Source organism: Escherichia sp. S10b, assembly GCF_028421345.1.
Taxonomy (GTDB): domain Bacteria; phylum Pseudomonadota; class Gammaproteobacteria; order Enterobacterales; family Enterobacteriaceae; genus ECMA0423.
In genome coordinates, this window is sequence record NZ_JAHZSO010000159.1 from 66,701 (window position 1) to 85,288 (window position 18,588).

An 18,588-nucleotide genomic window follows, 5' to 3' on the forward strand; every position below is an offset into this window, starting at 1 on the left:
ATTCAATAGATTGTTGTAATTATCAACTATTTTTGAATTAACGACTGGCAGTATATCATTGAAACGGACCTGAAAGCAGCCAAAGCGGTCGCGAAAATGTAAAATTGTTGTTGGATTGTGCCATTTTATCGTTCTGCGCTGTGATCTGGCTGTAACAATACTTTTTCAAAATGCATTACGGATAACATCTATTACTCCGTGCAGGATGGGATCACGCAGGCTGAATTTGTTGTAGTGGATAGAGAAATCTATTTGCTCCTCATTTAAGGACGGAAAAGGCAGTTTTTCCAGCGGCCAGCAGCGGCTAAACAGGTTATAAAAACGGCTGGGAATAATCGCTAACATGTCACTGTTGGCAACCAGTGCAGCGATTGTCAAAATGTTGTAGCTGGTGAAATTGATTTGCCGGTCCGGAAACATTTCTTGAACTCTCTGCCGCAGACCGCTGAAATTTTGCTCTTCCGGTAACAGAAGTACATGCGCAGCGTTGTCGATAGTCTCTCTGTCATCTTCTAAAGAGAGTAGTGGATTTCCCTCGCGGCAAATTAACACCATATTGTCGGTGAACAGAACATGATGTTGCACCGTACGATTGGTGCAAAACATGTTATCGATGATGAGATCGGTTTGAAACTGACTGAGTTGGTTTTCCGCGTCGCTGATGGGCGGGTTGCGCAGTAAAAGCTGCGGATAGTGAGTTTTAATCGCCCGATAGATGACAGGAAGGACCAGGGCTCCGACCGAGGGAGTGGTCGCAATAGTTATCGTTCGTTGCTTATCATAGCTTCCTTCGATATCCAGCGCGCCAAGAATGGACTCAAGGCCCTGACTGATATACTCATGTAGATGCATCGCAAATGCGGTAGGAGTGACACCCTGGCCTTTGCGAATAAACAATGGGTCAGGGAATATAACGCGCAGTTTCTGAATAGACTGACTGATTGCCGAGGGGGTCAGATTAAGCACTTTCGCTGCATTAACGATCCCTTTATGTACATATACAGCTTCAAAAATAGTCAGAAGGTTAAGATCAATATTTCGTAAGGTTGTAAATATTTGTGGTTTACCTTCTGACGACTTTCTGCTTAAACAGGGTTCAATTTGATTATTACTATCCACGCACTTACTCCAATTTTATTCATGGAAAAATAATATTTAAAAAATTACAATAATCTTATGTCTAATTGGAACGGAACGCTTTTGCTCACCATAATCAACTATTTCAATAGGTTAATCAATGGGGTGAGTTGCGGAGCAAGGCGTGGCACCGCATTTCTGCAAGTGATAAAGAAAATATACAAACGCGAAGGAGATGTAAAGCATTAGCAGGTATTATGAGTAATGACCCAGTGTAAATTGGGCCATTGATGTATGGAATTAAGCGGTAATATATTCGAAGTCCGGATTGTTTAGTAGCGCTAAAATATTTTCCAGTAAACGTGGAGCAATATTATTAGTCGTCGCTTCGGGTTTCCATTGTGATATTTTAGCCATTTCCATTCCGGCATACCCACAAGGATTAATACGTAAAAATGGTGAAAGATCCATATTGACGTTTAATGCCAGACCGTGGAATGAACAACCGCGTCGAATTCGTAAACCCAGTGAGCAAATTTTCTTTTCCCCGACATAGACACCAGGCGCGTCAGCCCGAGGATGCGCTTCTATACCCAGTTCAGCCAGGGTATTCACCACTGTTTGCTCAAGCAAGGTCACCAGTTCACGCACACCGAGTTTACGGCGTTTCAGGTTAAGCAACACATACATCACCTGTTGTCCCGGCCCGTGATAAGTCACCTGCCCACCGCGATCGCTCTGGATCACCGGAATATCACCCGGCATTAAAATGTGCTCCGCTTTTCCTGCCTGACCTTGGGTGAATACCGGATAGTGCTCGACCAGCCAGATTTCATCAAGGGTACTATCATCGCGGGTATCGGTGAATTCATGCATAGCCTGGGAGATTGGCTCGTAAGGCTGAAGACCGAGCTGGCGGACAAGAATTTTATCCTGATACAAAACGGCATCTCCGTGGAGAATGAGTAAAAGTGGGGGAAAAGTATATCACAGCGAGGAGAGGGGAGTTACCCGACCAGGAGCCGGGTAACGGAGAAGCGAGTTACAGAACCATGCGGACAATATCGATTTTGCCCAGTTCTTCATACAGTGTTTCAACCTGCTCGATATGAGTGGCGTTGATAGTGATAGATACCGAGTGGTAGTTGCCTTTGCTGCTTGGTTTTACCGTTGGGGTGTAGTCACCTGGCGCATGGCGCTGTACCACTTCAACCACCTGATCAACCAGCTCAGGTAACGCCTGCCCCATAACTTTGTAAGTAAAAGGAGTAGGGAATTCAAGCAGTTCGTTAAGTTTGGTTTTCATGTCAGCTCCGGCGTAACGTAATTAAATAGCAACTCCCGCCAGAAGGCGGGAGTTTTTTTACTGATGCTTAGTATATGGGGACGGAAATTACACTTTCAAGTGTTCAATTTTTAACCAAACCAGTGATGGAACATTAATTTAATGTAATCAATGATTTTGCCGAAGAAGTTACCTTCCGGGATTTCTTGCAACACAACCAGCGGGCGTTGCTCGATCGTTTTGCCATCAAGCTGGAAGTTGATAGTTCCGACGACCTGATTCTTTTGCAGCGGCGCATGCAATTCACTGCTGTTCAGCACATAGCTGGCTTTCAGATCTTTCATGCGACCACGTGGAATGGTCAGGTACACGTCTTTATCAACCCCTAACGAAGCGCGATCAGAATCACCAAACCAAACCGGTTCAGAGGCGAACTCTTTACCTACTTTCAGTGGGTTAACGGTTTCGAAGAAACGGAAGCCCCAGGTTAGCAGTTTTTTACTTTCGGCTTCACGGCCTTTAAAAGTACGTCCGCCCATCACCGCAGAAATCAAGCGCATCTGGCCTTCAGTCGCAGAAGCAACAAGGTTGTAACCTGCTTTGTCAGTGTGTCCGGTTTTGATGCCGTCGACATTCAGGCTGTTATCCCATAACAGGCCGTTACGGTTCAGCTGGCGAATACCGTTAAACGTAAATTCTTTTTCTTTATAGATCGAGTATTCATTCGGTACGTCACGGATCAATGCCTGGCCGATCAGCGCCATATCTCGCGCGGAGCTGTACTGACCATCAGCATCCAGACCATGTACCGTCTGGAAGTGGGTGTTTTTCAGGCCCAGGGCGTTAACGTAGCTGTTCATCAAGCCAACAAAAGCGTCCTGGCTACCAGCGGCAAAATCGGCCATGGCGACGCAAGCATCGTTACCCGATTGCAGGTTAATACCGCGGATCAGCTGAGAAACCGGAACCTGCATGCCCGGTTTGAGGAACATCAGCGAAGAACCTTTAAACACCGGGTTACCGGTGGCCCATGCGTCGTTGCCGATAGTGACTAAATCAGTTTCTTTAAATTTACCGGCTTTCATTGCCTGGCCGATAACGTAACTGGTCATCATTTTGGTCAGGCTGGCAGGATCGCGGCGGACATCTGCGTTCTGTTCGGCGAGCACTTTGCCGGAGTTATAGTCAATCAGGATGTAGGACTCCGCATCGATCTGCGGTACACCCGGGATCATAGTTTTGATATTCAGGTCATCGGCATGTGCAGCAGAGATAAAGGCTGTGCAAAGAGCTGTGGTGAGCGCCAGGCGCTTCATGATACGAGCGGAAAAAATGGTATTCATGGTCTGAACTACGACATCCGTGATGGAATTAAAAAAAGTGCCCTACTATAGCAAATGCACTACCGGCAGGCATCTGACTTTCCGCGTGACTTTGTTAACGTCATTTACAGAAATTGACACATCAGATGCCTGCTTTACGCTACTGCGCGGTGGTAATAAATGACTGTAATTGGGCTTCGGTTTGCAAACGTTGCTGCAAGGTACTGGCTTCGGCTTTACTGGCGAATGGGCCAAGCTGGATACGCCAGACCGCGCCATTTTGAGTTACGCGACCGGGGACGCCGAACTTCTGTCCCAGTTGCTGTTGGTACTGTTGCGCACGAGCCTGATCGCTAACGGCCCCGACTTGCACCATAAAGTTGCCGCTGGCGCTTTGCGAGGCGGCTTGCGGTGTCACCATTGCAGGCGAGGTTGCAGGCGTTGTCGACGGAGCTGTAACAACGGGCTGTGGTGCAGGTGTCGGTTCGCTGCTTTCCAGTACACCAGGCGCTAAGGTCGTTGGAGCGCCGAGGAAACCGCTACTGGTTACCGGCGCGCCGGTCGGATCTTCGCTTTTTAGCGTCGAGTTACTGACCGGAAGAATGTCACCCTGCGGGCCAGACACTGAACTTGCCCCCGCGCCACCGCTTAAATCGGGAGGTGCAGGCAGGGCGTAAGTCTGTTTGGCGACTGTGGTACAAGCCATACCAGGACCAGAAAGCGAACCATCCTGGGCGACAATAATCGGATCGATACGAACTTTGGTGTTGTTTGACGTGTTAAGACGGTCAGCTGCTGCGCGAGAAAGCGAAATTACGCGGTCGTTGCCGTAGGGGCCGCGATCATTAATGCGCACCACGATCATTCGCCCGTTAGCCAGGTTAGTGATTCTGGCGTAGCTGGGGATCGGAAGCGTTGGATGGGCCGCCGTCAACTGTGTCGGATCGAAAGCTTCGCCAGAGGCCGTCAGGTTACTGCCTGGTTCGGCATCATAGATTGCCGCCAGTCCCGCCTGGCTAAATCGAGACGGATCCTGCACGATTTTGTAGCTTTTACCGTCGCGCTGGTAATCCTGATTTGCCGTCGCGTTCAGTGGTTCGAAACGCGGGTCCGCCCCGCTAATTTCAACTATGGGGCCGTTACATACCGCAGGCTGCGGTACACTTACCGTCTGTTGCTGACCATCATCGCTTGTACATGCCGCGAGCATTCCTGCCGCGATGCAGATCCCGAGCCACTGCTTACGCATTGCGCACCTCTTACACGCTTTTCGACAACATTTTCCTGTGGGTGTGGATTGACATTACAATCCCGAACCCAGCCATCAGCACAATTAGCGCTGATCCTCCATAACTGACCAGTGGGAGCGGAACCCCTACAACCGGCAGAATACCGCTTACCATACCAATATTTACGAAGACATAAACGAATAATATCAGCATTAAGCCGCCAGCCATGACGCGACCAAAGGTGGTTTGCGCTCTGGCGGCTATCCACAGCCCGCGCATGATCAGCAGAATGTAGAGAGCGAGCAGAATCAGAATGCCCACTAATCCCAGCTCTTCCGCCAGTACCGCGAAGATAAAGTCGGTATGGCGTTCGGGTAGAAATTCAAGTTGTGACTGAGTGCCATGCAGCCAGCCTTTGCCGCGTAATCCGCCGGAGCCAATAGCAATTTTAGACTGAATAATGTGATAGCCCGCGCCGAGTGGGTCTGATTCCGGGTCCAGGAGCATCATTACGCGCTGGCGCTGGTAATCATGCATCAGGAAGAACCACAGAATAGGAATGAACGCCGCCACCAGCACTACTGCGACGCCAATCAGACGCCAGCTAAGGCCAGAGAGGAACAGTACAAACAGACCGGAAAGCGCAACGAGGATTGATGTTCCCAGGTCAGGCTGTGCAGCCACCAGCAGCGTGGGCATAAATATCAGCACCAGCGCGATGCCAGTGTTCTTCAACGATGGCGGGCAAACGTCGCGGTTGATAAAGCGCGCAACCATCAGTGGTACGGCTATTTTGGCAATTTCCGACGGCTGAAAACGAACAATACCGAGGTCCAGCCAGCGTTGAGCGCCTTTAGAGATGGCACCGAAAGCATCTACCGCCACCAGCAAAATAATACAGATGATATAGAGATAGGGGGCCCAGCCTTCATAAACGCGTGGAGGAATTTGCGCCATCACCACCATGATGACCAGACCCATCGCGATTTGGCCGATTTTACGCTCCATCATGCCAATATCCTGACCGCTGGCGCTCCAGATAACCAGGGCGCTGTAAACCAGCAATGCCAGTAAGATCAGCAGCATTGTGGGATCGAGATGGACTTTATCCCAGAATGTTTTTTTATTCGGATTATCCGTCATGATTAATGGTCCTCCGCTGCGGCAACCGCTGGATTTTCCGCAGGCAGATCGGTGTTGTTATCACCCAGCATAATGTGGTCGAGGATCTGGCGCATCAGTGTCCCAACCGCCGGACCCGCACCACCGTTCTCCAGAATCATGGCGACAGCCACTTGCGGATTGTTGTATGGCGCAAAGGCGGTCATCAGTTTGTGGTCACGTAAACGCTCGGCAATTTTGTGCGCATTATAGGTTTCGTTCGCTTTCAGACCGAAGACCTGAGCGGTACCGGATTTCGCCGCAATTTTGTACGGTGCGCTGGCAAAGTATTTATGCGCCGTACCGTTAGGGCGGTTAGCAACACCGTACATACCGTCTTTCGCCAGCTCCCAGTAACCGGAATGAATATCGCCGACGGGCGGTTCATGCGGCTGTACCCATGGCACCTGTTTGCCGTCTTCGGCGGTGCTCATCAGCAAATGAGGAACCTTCACGATACCGTCATTAATCAGGATCATCAGTGCCTTACTCATCTGGATTGGGGTCGCTGTCCAGTAACCCTGACCGATACCAACCGGAATGGTGTCACCCTGATACCACGGTTTTTTAAAGCGTTTCTGTTTCCATTCGCGGGTAGGCATGTTGCCGGAACGTTCTTCCGCCAGGTCGATACCGGTGTAATGACCATAACCGAATTTACCCATCCATTCGGAGAGGCGATCGATCCCCATATCGTAGGCCACCTGATAGAAGAAGGTATCCGCAGATTCTTCCAGCGATCTTGTGACATTCAGACGCCCGTGGCCCCATTTTTTCCAGTCACGATAACGTTTTTCCGAACCTGGCAGTTGCCACCAGCCTGGGTCAAACAGCGTCGTATTGCGCGTGATCACCCCGGCGCTCAATGCCGAAACCGCCACATAGGGTTTAACTGTAGACGCGGGAGGATAAACCCCCTGTGTGGCGCGGTTCACCAGCGGTGTATTCGGGTCGTTCAACAAGGCGGAATAATCTTTGCTGGAGATACCGTCAACAAACAGGTTTGGGTCATAACTAGGCGTGGAAACCAGCGCCAGCACCCCACCTGTACGCGGATCGGTGACAACCACAGCTGCGCGGCTACCCGCCAGCAGCGTTTCAATATATTGCTGGAGTTTGAGATCCAGCGTCAGGTAAATATCGTGTCCGGCTTGCGGTGGTACTTCTTTTAACTGGCGGATAACACGCCCACGGTTGTTAACTTCAACCTCTTCATAACCGGTCTGACCGTGCAGCACGTCTTCATAGTAACGCTCAATGCCCAGCTTACCGATATCATGCGTTGCCGCATAGTTGGCCAGTTTGCCGTCATTATTCAGGCGTTCGACGTCTTTATCGTTGATTTTCGACACATAGCCGATGACGTGGGTCAACGCCGAACCGTAAGGATAGTAACGACGTTTATAGCCTTTAACTTCGACACCCGGAAAACGGTACTGATTGACGGCAAAGCGAGCTACTTGTACTTCGGTCAGGTTAGTTTTCACCGGAATAGAGGTGAAACGGTGTGAACGTGCGCGCTCTTTTCGGAATGCAGCAATATCGTCATCGGTCAGATCAACCACGCTGCGCAAAGCGTCCAGCGTTTGCTGCACGTTATCGACTTTCTCTGGCATCATTTCTATCTGGTAGATAGTGCGGTTGAGGGCCAGAGGGATACCATTACGGTCGTAGATAATGCCGCGGCTGGGCGCGATAGGCACCAGCTTAATGCGGTTTTCATTAGAGCGAGTCTGGTAGTCGGTAAAGCGAACAATTTGCAGATTATACAGGTTGGCGATAAGCACGCCGGTCAGCAGCAAAATCCCCAAAAAGGCGACCAGCGCCCGGCGCACAAACAGCGCGGACTCTGCCGTATAGTCGCGAAAAGAGTTCTGTAGTTTCATCCGCTGCGTTTTCTACTCAAAGCTCCCTTATCACTCACGGTGATAAGGATGGTTGGTGGTGATGCTCCACGCCCGGTACAGACTCTCTGCGACCAGCACGCGAACCAGCGGATGGGGGAGGGTAAGCGTCGACAGCGACCAGCTCTGCTCCGCCGCCGCTTTACAGGCAGGCGACAACCCTTCAGGCCCGCCAATCAGTAGACTGACGTCGCGACCATCCAGCTTCCAGCGTTCCAGCTCAGCGGCTAACTGCGGCGTATCCCAGGGCTTGCCTGGAATATCGAGGGTGACAATGCGGTTTTTGCCTGCGGCCGCCAACATCTGCTCACCCTCTTTGTCGAGTATGCGCTTGATGTCCGCATTCTTGCCGCGTTTTCCGGCCGGAATTTCAATCAGCTCGAAGGGCATATCTTTCGGAAAACGACGCAGGTACTCGGTAAAACCGGTTTGTACCCAGTCCGGCATTTTCGTTCCCACGGCGACAAGTTGCAGCTTCACGCATTAACTCCAGAGTTTTTCCAGTTCATACAGGCGACGGCTCTCTTCCTGCATGACATGGACAATCACATCGCCCAAATCCACGACAATCCAGTCGGCGCTGTTTTCACCTTCTACGCCGAGCGGTAACAGGCCCGCTGCGCGAGACTCCTGCACAACGTGGTCAGCAATGGACATAACATGACGGCTGGACGTACCCGTACAGATGATCATGCAGTCGGTGATGCTGGATTTGCCTTGAACGTCTAAGGCGATGATGTCCTGACCTTTGAGGTCATCAATTTTGTCGATAACAAAATCCTGGAGTGCTTTACCCTGCAAGTTTTCCCCCTGGGTGAATCAAATAGATAAAAATGGTCTGTCAGTATACCTGAACCAGAGGCGATTTCGGGACAATTGTCGCCGAATCGGCTTTCGAAAGTGGGCTATCATCCCACCCCGCGCCGCAGATTGCATCGCCATTTTTGTAAAACAATTTCTACAAAGTCGTGTCTGGCGAAAAAAGTCTGGCTGCGGAGAATATCAGCCTGCCCGGGTCTGTCAATGGTCGTTGCGGCTTACCCGTAAAAAAACAGAAAAGTCATGCATTCTCGACCCCGATGGCACGGCTATTGAGGACGCGTAGCGTCGCGAATTTTTGGTTGATATCAATGGTGCTCCAACACCCCTGGTCAACGCGAAAATGCCACATAGCCTCGGCAGGCATGCCAATTAAACGGGCGATTAACAGACTCAGTACACCCTGATGGCTGACGACTAAAATATTCTGATAGTGCTGAAATTCACTAAGCCTTGCGATAAAGCGTTCCACACGTTGCGAAAATGCCTGAAATCCTTCACCGTTCGTGGGGATTGCATGCTGCCAGTCATTGCACCACGCGCTATAGTTTTCGGCATCTTCTTGCATGAGGTCGCGATGATGTCGCATCTCCCAGTCGCCAAAAAACATTTCGTTGAGTTCAGGGATGATTTGCACGGGGAGCTGGCGGTCACTGAGAACCAGTCGCGCGGTATGCTGTGCCCGTTCCAGTTCACTGCATAAAACCAGATCAAAGGAAACACCATGTAGCAGCGTATGCAGATTTTGCGCTTGCTCAATACCGCGTGCGGTCAGGGGTGTGGGCGCATGACCGCTGTACAGACCATCGACATTCGCTTGCGTTTCGCCATGACGAATTAACCACAGTCGCATCATGCCCTCCGTAACGACAGGTATCAGCGATACAAGCCTTGTTGGTTAATGTAAGTCAGTACCGGTTCCGGCAATAAATCCTCACACGATTCACCGTTTTGCAAACGTTCGCGGATGATGGTCGCCGAGATGTTAAACCACGGCGTTTCAGCCAGATAAATTTTACCGGCAGGCTGAAGGTGAAGATCTTCCGGGTTATGTGTCAAATGATCTTCCAGCCATTGCTGGTATTGCGGTTGCGCCATTTCAAGTGGGTAACCTGGACGCCGACAGACGATCAAATGTGCATTGTCGAGTATCGTTTCGTATTCGTACCAGGTCGGAAAGGTCAGCAATGAATCCTGACCAATAATAAACGCCAGCGGCACGTCCGGCCCTTGTTCCTGCCGCCACTCTTTCAGTGTTTGCGCAGTGTAAGAGGGGGCATTGCGCTTTAGCTCGCGTTCATCAAGAGTAAATAATGGCTTGTCGGCAATCGCCAGTTCAAGCATGTGTTTACGCTGCACGCTGTTCGCTTCCGGCTGGGGACGATGCGGAGGAACATTATTAGGGATGATTGTGACCCGCGTCAGACCAATCAAATTCGCCAGCGTTTCCACGGGTTTAAGATGACCATAGTGCACCGGATCAAAGGTGCCGCCAAACAGAGCCTGTAAAGATTTCATATCAACCGTCGATAAATACGTCCGCCAGGGGTTTATGGCACAACAGAAGAGATAACCCTTCCAGCTCTGCCCACACTGACTGACCGTAATCTTGTTTGAGGGTGAGTTCCGTTCGTGTCAGGAGTTGCACGGCCTGACGTAACTGCGGCTGGCTTAAGCGATTTAACGCCTCGCCCATCATGCCCCGGCGGTTCTGCCATACCCGATGCTTATCAAACAACGCACGCAGTGGCGTATGGGCAGACTGGCGTTTCAGGTTAACCAGTAACAACAGTTCACGTTGTAATGTGCGCAACAAAATAACCGGCTCGCTGCCTTCCAGACGCAGTTGCTGAAGAATATGCAACGCGCGCTTACTTTTTCCCATCAACAAAGCATCAACCCAATGAAAAGGGGTGAAATGCGCGGCATCATTCACCGCCTGTTCAACGCGCGGTAATGTCAATTTGCCGTCTGGCCAGAGCAGCGATAAACGCTCCAGTGCCTGAGCCAGCGCCAGCAGGTTACCTTCATAACAGTAGCAGAGCACCTGATTTGCAGCGTCATCCAGTTCTAAGTTGAGCTGTTTTGCGCGCGCAGCAACCCAGCGGGGAAGCTGAGCCTGCTCCGGTGTCTGACAGGTCACCTGCACGCTGCGATTCGCAAGAGCAGTAAACCAGGCGGCATTTTCTTGCGCTTTGCTTAATTTATTACCGCGGACGATCAACAGCAGGTCGTCATGCAGAAGTCCGGTGAGTGTGAGAAGTTGTTCATTGATCGCCGCATTCGGTCCGTTTTCTGGTAACAACAGCAATAGCGTTTGTCGACTGGCAAACAGACTCATAGCCTGGCATAACGAAAAGATCGCATTCCAGTCAGTGTTGGGATCAATGGAAAAAGTGTGGTGTTCTTCGAATCCTTGTGCCGCAGCTACCTGACGAACAGCGTCCTGGCTTTCCTGCAATAACAGAGGATCGTTACCAAGTAAAAGATACGCCGCGCGCAGCCCTTCATTGAGCTGCGCGCGGAGTTGTTCCGGGTACAACCGAATCATCAGTTACCCAGCGTGGTGGAGACGCGTGCAGGCGTTGCCGGAGTATCCGTTGTGGTCGACGTCTGTTCTTCGTCGGAACGAATATCCGCAGCACGGATGCTTGGCAGCTTACGAATCAGCTGTTCGGCAGCACGGTCGTACATCTCTTTTACGATCATGTCTTGTTCGTTATCTTTCGCTAACGCCATTTGCGGGTTATCAAAGAACGAACGGAAGACTTTGGCACTAATCGGGTAGATATCACGGCCGGGGATCAACACGGTCGCATTCACCGTCATGATCATCTGATACTCTGCTGTTTGACCGTTACGGAATACCGATGCGGTATCTTTCGCGATGCTCACTTTACCCAAACGCAGGGATGGAACGTCCTTACGCGTGGTTTCTTTATCAAGCAACTCGACACCATTCAGACGTAACTGGTTACGCACCGCACGGCTTAATGGCCCGTTCGGATCGCCTGAGTCCAGGATCATGACCTTCATAGTGGAAGGAACCTGCGTGGTATCACGCAGATGCCAGCCACACCCGGCGGTGATTAACACCGCCAGAGATAACAACAATGTTGCCAGATATCGCACGCTTCCTCCCGCGCTTAGCCAACGACCAGATTGAGGAGTTTACCTGGTACGTAAATCACTTTACGCACGGTAACGCCATCAAGATATTTTGCTACCAGATGTTCCTGGCCAGCACGTTCGCGAACCTGTTCTTCCGTTGCGTCCACCGGAACGGTGATTTTGGCACGGACTTTACCGTTAACCTGCACCACGACCAGCGTGGAGTCTTCCACCATCGCTTTTTCGTCAGCAACCGGCCACGGCGCGTTGTCGATATCGCCTTCGCCTTTCAGTTCCTGCCACAGCGTGAAGCAGATGTGCGGGGTGAACGGGTTAAGCATACGGACAACGGCCAGCAGCGCTTCCTGCATCAGAGCGCGATCCTGCTCGCCATCGGTTGGTGCTTTCGCCAGTTTGTTCATCAGCTCCATAATCGCCGCAATTGCGGTGTTGAAGGTCTGACGACGGCCGATATCATCGGTCACTTTAGCGATCGTTTTATGCACATCGCGACGCAGCGCTTTCTGATCTTCAGTCAGCGCATCAACGTTCAGTGCCGCAACATCACCTTTTGCTGTGTGCTCGTAAACCAGTTTCCAGACACGTTTCAGGAAGCGGTTAGCCCCTTCCACACCGGATTCCTGCCATTCGAGAGTCATATCAGCCGGAGAAGCAAACATCATAAACAGACGAACGGTGTCCGCGCCGTAACGTTCAACCATCACCTGCGGGTCGATACCGTTGTTCTTCGACTTGGACATTTTGCTCATGCCGGTATAAACCAGTTCATGGCCTGCCGCATCTTTCGCTTTCACGATACGGCCTTTCTCGTCACGTTCAACGATAGCATCAACCGGGGAAACCCAGTTACGTTCGCCGTTTTCGCCAACATAGTAGAAGGCATCTGCCAGCACCATACCCTGACACAGCAACTGTTTCGCTGGTTCGTCAGAGTTCACCATGCCTGCATCACGCATCAGTTTGTGGAAGAAGCGGAAGTAGAGCAGGTGCATAATGGCGTGTTCAATACCACCAATGTAGATATCCACCGGCAGCCAGTAGTTAGCCGCTTCGGAATCCAGCATACCTTCTTTGTACTGCGGGCAAGTGTAGCGCGCATAGTACCAGGAGGACTCCATAAAGGTGTCGAAAGTGTCGGTTTCACGCAGTGCTGGCATACCGTTAACGGTAGTTTTCGCCCACTCCGGATCTGCTTTAATCGGGCTGGTAATGCCGTCCATCACCACATCTTCCGGCAGGATCACCGGCAGCTGGTCGTCCGGGGTCGGCATTACGGTACCGTCTTCCAGCGTCACCATCGGAATCGGCGCGCCCCAGTAACGCTGACGAGAAACACCCCAGTCGCGCAGGCGGTAGTTCACTTTACGCTCGCCAACGCCCATCGCAGTCAGTTTATCGGCGATGGCGTTGAAGGCCGCTTCATGGTCAAGACCGTTGAATTCGCCAGAGTTGAACAGCACGCCTTTTTCAGTCAGGGCTTGCTGAGAAAGATCTGGCTCAGAGCCGTCAGCAGCCAGGATAACTGGTTTGATGTTCAGGCCGTATTTAGAGGCAAACTCGTAGTCGCGCTGGTCGTGACCCGGAACCGCCATAACTGCGCCCGTGCCGTACTCCATCAATACGAAGTTTGCTGCCCAAACGGGAATTTCTTCGCCCGTTAATGGGTGAACAGCTTTAAAGCCAGTATCGACGCCTTTTTTCTCCATCGTCGCCATTTCAGCTTCGGCAACTTTGGTGTTACGGCATTCGTCAATAAAGGCCGCCAGTTCAGGATTATTTTCCGCCGCTTTCTGCGCCAGCGGATGACCCGCAGCTACCGCCAGGTAGGTACAACCCATAAAGGTGTCCGGGCGGGTAGTGTAAACGGTCAGCGTGTTGTCATAGTCGTTAACGTTGAAGGTGATCTCCACGCCTTCGGAACGACCGATCCAGTTACGCTGCATGGTTTTAACGGTGTCTGGCCAGTGATCCAGTTTATCCAGATCGTTAAGCAGCTCGTCAGCGTAAGCAGTGATTTTGATAAACCACTGCGGGATCTCTTTACGTTCAACTTTGGTATCGCAGCGCCAGCAGCAGCCGTCGATAACTTGTTCGTTCGCCAGTACGGTCTGGTCGTTCGGGCACCAGTTGACCGCAGAAGTCTTCTTATATACCAGGCCTTTTTTATACAGCTCGGTGAAGAATTTCTGTTCCCAACGGTAGTATTCCGGCGTACAGGTTGCCAGCTCGCGGCTCCAGTCATAACCAAAGCCCAGCATTTTGAGCTGGTTTTTCATATACGCGATGTTGTCGTACGTCCACGGTGCCGGAGCGGTGTTGTTTTTCACCGCCGCGCCTTCCGCAGGCAGACCAAACGCGTCCCAGCCGATCGGCTGCAGGACGTTTTTGCCCAGCATACGCTGGTAGCGGGCGATCACGTCACCGATGGTGTAGTTACGTACGTGGCCCATGTGTAGTCGACCAGAAGGATAGGGAAGCATAGACAGGCAGTAATACTTCTCTTTGCTCTCGTCTTCGGTTACTTCAAATGTGCGCTTCTCATCCCAATGAAGCTGTACTTTGGATTCTATCTCTTCCGGGCGGTATTGCTCTTGCATGGCAGCCAGTGGTCCTGTTTTCAATACGGCTACAAATGTAGCGTTGAGGTGGTTTTTCAGATCCGCATAGCATAGCCCAAACGTCCGCGTCAAAACAGCCTTTCGCGCACTCGACGTTGAAATGATGCCCGGATTATTCATACATTAATTTACAGAGTTTGTGGGCGTATTAGCAAAGCAAGGAACAAAGAACGTCTATTATTATAGTCAGTTAACGACCCGGGAGATGAAACGATGAACAAGGTTGCTCAATATTACCGTGAACTGGTTGCGTCACTGAGCGAACGCCTGCGCAATGGCGAACGTGATATCGACGCACTGGTGGAACAGGCGCGCGAGCGCGTAATAAAAACAGGGGAGTTAACGCGAACCGAGGTCGATGAGCTGACGCGAGCTGTCAGACGTGACCTGGAAGAGTTCGCCATGAGCTATGAAGAGAGCCTGAAAGAAGAATCTGACAGCGTCTTTATGCGGGTGATTAAAGAAAGCTTGTGGCAGGAGCTGGCAGACATCACCGATAAAACGCAGCTTGAATGGCGCGAAGTTTTCCAGGACCTCAATCATCATGGGGTTTATCACAGCGGAGAAGTGGTCGGGCTGGGAAATCTGGTCTGCGAGAAATGTCACTTCCATCTCCCGATCTACACACCGGAAGTGCTGACGCTATGCCCGAAATGTGGTCATGACCAGTTCCAGAGACGCCCGTTTGAGCCGTAATAGTCTGATTTCGCACAGCAATAAAGAGAATATGGGCCGAATGAAATTCCCCGGCCCTTGTTTTTATCTCTACAGTAAATCTTCAATCTCACGAATTTCTTGACTGACATCTCTGGTTCCGGATGACTGAACTTTACGATACAGGTCGAGAGCCTGTCGGAGATCGACAGGTTTTCCTTCTCCGTAGTGATACATAATGGCCAGGTTATACCAGGCAGTGGCGTCATTGCATTCAGCGGCTTTCGTAAACCATTCAAAGGCAGCCTGATAATCTTTCTCAACGCCTTGTCCGTGTTTATACATATAACCGATGTTGACGTAAGCGCCGACGCTCCCCTGAGCGGCAGCCTTCAGATACCAGTACATCGCTTGCTTATAGTCCTGGTCCACCCCTTCGCCAGCGTTATAATCCCATGCAATTTGAAACTGAGCATGCCGATTACCCTGCTGTGCGCTTTTCAAATACCAGAATGCGGCGAGTGTCTCGTTTTGAGCAACGCCTTTTCCGTCTTCATAAAGATCGGCCAGATTGTTTTGCGCGTCACTATGGCCTTGTAATGCAGCTTGTTTGTACCAGAAAAATGCCAGCGCATAGTCTTTTGCGACTCCGTTGCCATTTCTGTACATCCACCCAAGATTATTTTGCGCATAAGACATTCCGCTCTCCGCGGCTATCTGATACCAGACAACCGCTTCTTTATAATTGGGGTCTTCTCCACGATCCAGTATCCAGCCAAGGGCGTTGGAAGCGAAAGTATGGCCTTGTAGGGCAGCTTTTTTCAGCCAAAAGATGGCATGCTCATTATCTTTATGACGGCTTTTATCCTCAGTATACTTTTGTCCTAAGGAATATTGTGCTTCACAATGACCTTGCTCGGCGGCCAGCTTCAGCCAGTAAAAGGCTTTTTCGTCGTCCGGAGAATCAATTGCGCTATCGCGATTATAATAAAACCCAACAATATATTGAGCCTCGCAATCGCCTTTTTCAGCACGTTCGATAATCTCATCTATTGATAAATTATCGCAGCAACTTGACGTGAAAATCATTATCATTTCCTTATGGTTGCAGATAAAACATATTATATTTTTATGTGTTCCATTTTTGCGTAAGCCTTATTTTATGCGTATTATGTCGCGTCAGAAAAGTATAAATAAACGAGCCTCGCAATGCGGCTAATATTCATTTAATGAATATTTAAGGATAAATTATATGGACATGGAGTCGCAAAAAATATTGTTTGCACTTTCCACTCCGATGGAAATACGCAATGAATGCTGTTTACCTTCGCATTCATCACCCAAAATGTATTTAGGTACATGCTTTTTTGACCTTTCTTCCTCCTGGGGAATTGATGCCCGTGATGACCTGCTGCGCACAATTCACCGAATAATCGATAACGGTCATGCCGCTCGGTTGGCAGGGTTTTATCACCGCTGGTTTCGTTATTCGCCATGTGAATGGCGTGACTATCTTGCTGAACTAAATGAGCAAGGTCAGGCTTATGCGCAATTTGTCGCCAGCACCGCCGAATGCTGTGGTGAGGGAGGAATTAAAGCCTGGGATTATGTCCGGATGGGTTTTTTAAGCCGAATGGGCGTACTTAATAACTGGTTGAGCGAAGAAGAAAGTCTATGGATCCAGTCGCGCATTCATCTACGGGCTCTACGTTATTATCGTAACTGGCGGCAATACTTTGCCGGTTATACCTTTGGTCGGCAATATTGGCAGTCTCCCGAGGATGATAATCTGCAGTTATTACGTGAATTCTTAGCGCGTAAAGAATACGACGATTCCGGCAATGATATGTTTTATCAATTATTTGCCAGTGATGATGCGTATTACCCTACCTTGTCCTGGCAACCACTGGCTGACTACCCCACATGCCCGGAAACGCTTAAGGATATGAGCGACCTATGAAAAATTGCTGGAAGATTCTCGAAATAGAGGAAACGACTGACGTCGATATTATCCGCCGCGCTTATCTGGCGCTGTTACCGTCCTTTCATCCAGAAACCGATCCGCAGGGTTTTAAACAACTTCGTCAGGCGTATGAGAAGGCGCTACGGATTGCGCAGTCGCCTGCTAAATCTGTTTGGCAACCAGAAGAATATGAGGTAGCAGAACATGAAATTCTGCTCGCCTTTCGTGCGTTACTTGCCTCTGATAGCGAACGTTTTCTGCCCTCTGCCTGGCAGCGATTCATTCAGCAATTAAATTATTGCTCGATGGAAGATATTGATGAATTACGCTGGTCGCTGTGCACAATAGCCATGAACACTGCCCATTTATCCTTCGAGTGCGTGGTGTTATTAGCAGAAAGATTGCGGTGGTTGCAGGAGGAAAACGTCGGGGAAATAGACGAAGAAGAACTGGAATCCTTTTTATATGCCATTGCGAAGGGGAATGTTTTTAACTTCCAGACCATTCTGCATCTGCCCGTTGCCGTGCAAAATGACACCATCGATTTTTACCAAATGTTCGCTCGGATTTGGTCATCGCATCCAGAATGGCTGACATTGTATTTAGCGCAACATCGCGCAGTGATCATCCCCGATGATGCAAAACTGCACAGAAATTTACTCCGCTGGTATAGCGCAGGTCGCCTGGGTATCCCCGAACTTCTGGATTACGCCCGGTCGTGGCGGGAAGCTGAACCTGATAATGAAGATGCGCGTTATTATGAATACGCGCAACGCGTCTATTGTGGAGAAGGCGAAAGCTTGCTGGCAGAACTTTGTGACTACTGGCGCGAGTATCCCTCCACCCAGGCGGATGCTTTAATATTGCAATGGTGCCGTCAGCATCGGGTCGATTATTACCCGTTAGTGGTGATGATGATTGAAGCTCGTGAACTGGTTAACGATCAGGGTAAACAGCTACTTTATGTCCCCGGCGACAGCGCCCGTACGCGTTTTCATTTATACGAAATACTCAGCGATGAAAAACTCTCTGCGCTGGGGCGTTCACTGGTCGAGATGGTTTTGCACAAAGGACGTAAGCCGCGGATCTCACTCACGCGTGATACAGAACATCCCTTATGGCCATTATATTTAGTTGCCAAACAATTAGTGCAGGCTAGCCAACCGACAGAAGAATCATTAATGCCGATTGTGAGCCGCCTTGATGCGGAAGATCGTTGTCCACTGGAAGCATTAATTATTCGTCGATTATTAATTCAGGCGGCGAATTTTACCGAGAAGCAAACTGTTGAACCGGAGCCGCAACCGCAGCCAATGCCCGTTGACGATGGTGGGCCAGGCTGTCTGGGCATCATTAAAATTATTTTCTATATTTTTATCTTTGCTGGTTTGATAGGGAAAATACTCCATCTGTTCGGGTGACAG

General features: G+C 50.3%; 18 protein-coding genes. 3 read left to right on the forward strand and 15 right to left on the reverse strand.

Annotated features, from left to right (window positions below):
- Positions 1-165 precede the first annotated feature (165 nt).
- The 14 genes from FTE26_RS10675 to leuS form a co-directional block, all read right to left on the reverse strand.
- On the reverse strand, positions 166-1,119 hold the full coding sequence (locus tag FTE26_RS10675; protein WP_000378026.1) for a YbeF family transcriptional regulator: 954 nt from the start codon (positions 1,117-1,119) through the stop codon (positions 166-168).
- Positions 1,120-1,377: 258 nt separating this feature from the next.
- Positions 1,378-2,019 (reverse strand): lipoyl(octanoyl) transferase LipB, encoded by a 642-nt coding sequence (lipB, locus tag FTE26_RS10680; RefSeq protein WP_000284027.1) that lies wholly within the window; start codon positions 2,017-2,019, stop codon positions 1,378-1,380.
- 100 nt (positions 2,020-2,119) lie between these two features.
- On the reverse strand, positions 2,120-2,383 hold the full coding sequence (gene ybeD, locus FTE26_RS10685; RefSeq protein WP_000850550.1) for a DUF493 family protein YbeD: 264 nt from the start codon (positions 2,381-2,383) through the stop codon (positions 2,120-2,122).
- 110 nt (positions 2,384-2,493) lie between these two features.
- Positions 2,494-3,705 (reverse strand): D-alanyl-D-alanine carboxypeptidase DacA, encoded by a 1,212-nt coding sequence (gene dacA, locus FTE26_RS10690; protein ID WP_001092082.1) that lies wholly within the window; start codon positions 3,703-3,705, stop codon positions 2,494-2,496.
- A gap of 139 nt (positions 3,706-3,844) precedes the next feature.
- On the reverse strand, positions 3,845-4,933 hold the full coding sequence (rlpA, locus tag FTE26_RS10695) for an endolytic peptidoglycan transglycosylase RlpA (protein ID WP_001231415.1): 1,089 nt from the start codon (positions 4,931-4,933) through the stop codon (positions 3,845-3,847).
- Positions 4,934-4,943: 10 nt separating this feature from the next.
- Positions 4,944-6,056 (reverse strand): peptidoglycan glycosyltransferase MrdB, encoded by a 1,113-nt coding sequence (mrdB, locus tag FTE26_RS10700; protein WP_000131719.1) that lies wholly within the window; start codon positions 6,054-6,056, stop codon positions 4,944-4,946.
- Positions 6,057-6,058: 2 nt separating this feature from the next.
- The gene (gene mrdA / locus FTE26_RS10705; protein WP_000776191.1) at positions 6,059-7,960 is read right to left on the reverse strand and encodes a peptidoglycan DD-transpeptidase MrdA; all 1,902 of its coding nucleotides are present in this window, start codon (positions 7,958-7,960) and stop codon (positions 6,059-6,061) included.
- Between the two features lie 30 nt (positions 7,961-7,990).
- Entirely contained in the window at positions 7,991-8,458 is a 468-nt protein-coding gene (gene rlmH, locus FTE26_RS10710; protein ID WP_000776105.1) for a 23S rRNA (pseudouridine(1915)-N(3))-methyltransferase RlmH, read from the reverse strand.
- Between the two features lie 3 nt (positions 8,459-8,461).
- On the reverse strand, positions 8,462-8,779 hold the full coding sequence (rsfS, locus tag FTE26_RS10715; RefSeq protein ID WP_001161664.1) for a ribosome silencing factor: 318 nt from the start codon (positions 8,777-8,779) through the stop codon (positions 8,462-8,464).
- 259 nt (positions 8,780-9,038) lie between these two features.
- Positions 9,039-9,650, reverse strand: coding sequence for an adenosylcobalamin/alpha-ribazole phosphatase (locus FTE26_RS10720; RefSeq protein ID WP_001241899.1), 612 nt, complete (start codon positions 9,648-9,650; stop codon positions 9,039-9,041).
- Positions 9,651-9,673: 23 nt separating this feature from the next.
- The gene (gene nadD, locus FTE26_RS10725; RefSeq protein ID WP_000838889.1) at positions 9,674-10,315 is read right to left on the reverse strand and encodes a nicotinate-nucleotide adenylyltransferase; all 642 of its coding nucleotides are present in this window, start codon (positions 10,313-10,315) and stop codon (positions 9,674-9,676) included.
- Between the two features lies 1 nt (position 10,316).
- Positions 10,317-11,348 (reverse strand): DNA polymerase III subunit delta, encoded by a 1,032-nt coding sequence (holA, locus tag FTE26_RS10730; protein ID WP_000620532.1) that lies wholly within the window; start codon positions 11,346-11,348, stop codon positions 10,317-10,319.
- Positions 11,348-11,929 (reverse strand): LPS assembly lipoprotein LptE, encoded by a 582-nt coding sequence (lptE, locus tag FTE26_RS10735; RefSeq protein WP_001269673.1) that lies wholly within the window; start codon positions 11,927-11,929, stop codon positions 11,348-11,350. The genes holA and lptE overlap by 1 nt, the downstream gene beginning before the upstream one ends.
- A gap of 14 nt (positions 11,930-11,943) precedes the next feature.
- Entirely contained in the window at positions 11,944-14,526 is a 2,583-nt protein-coding gene (gene leuS, locus FTE26_RS10740; RefSeq protein WP_001297565.1) for a leucine--tRNA ligase, read from the reverse strand.
- A 234-nt stretch (positions 14,527-14,760) separates the two neighbouring features.
- Here leuS and FTE26_RS10745 point away from each other — a divergent pair, with 234 nt between their 5' ends.
- A complete protein-coding gene (locus tag FTE26_RS10745) occupies positions 14,761-15,243 on the forward strand; it encodes a zinc ribbon-containing protein (protein WP_001044880.1) in 483 nt (160 codons plus the stop codon).
- Between the two features lie 69 nt (positions 15,244-15,312).
- Here the strand turns inward: FTE26_RS10745 and ybeQ are convergent, their stop codons facing one another.
- Entirely contained in the window at positions 15,313-16,290 is a 978-nt protein-coding gene (ybeQ, locus tag FTE26_RS10750) for a Sel1 family TPR-like repeat protein YbeQ (RefSeq protein ID WP_000578161.1), read from the reverse strand.
- A gap of 163 nt (positions 16,291-16,453) precedes the next feature.
- Here ybeQ and FTE26_RS10755 point away from each other — a divergent pair, with 163 nt between their 5' ends.
- Entirely contained in the window at positions 16,454-17,161 is a 708-nt protein-coding gene (locus FTE26_RS10755) for a DUF1266 domain-containing protein (protein ID WP_000367012.1), read from the forward strand.
- A complete protein-coding gene (locus FTE26_RS10760; protein ID WP_000786622.1) occupies positions 17,158-18,585 on the forward strand; it encodes a J domain-containing protein in 1,428 nt (475 codons plus the stop codon). Before FTE26_RS10755 ends, FTE26_RS10760 begins: the two co-directional genes overlap by 4 nt.
- Positions 18,586-18,588 lie beyond the last annotated feature (3 nt).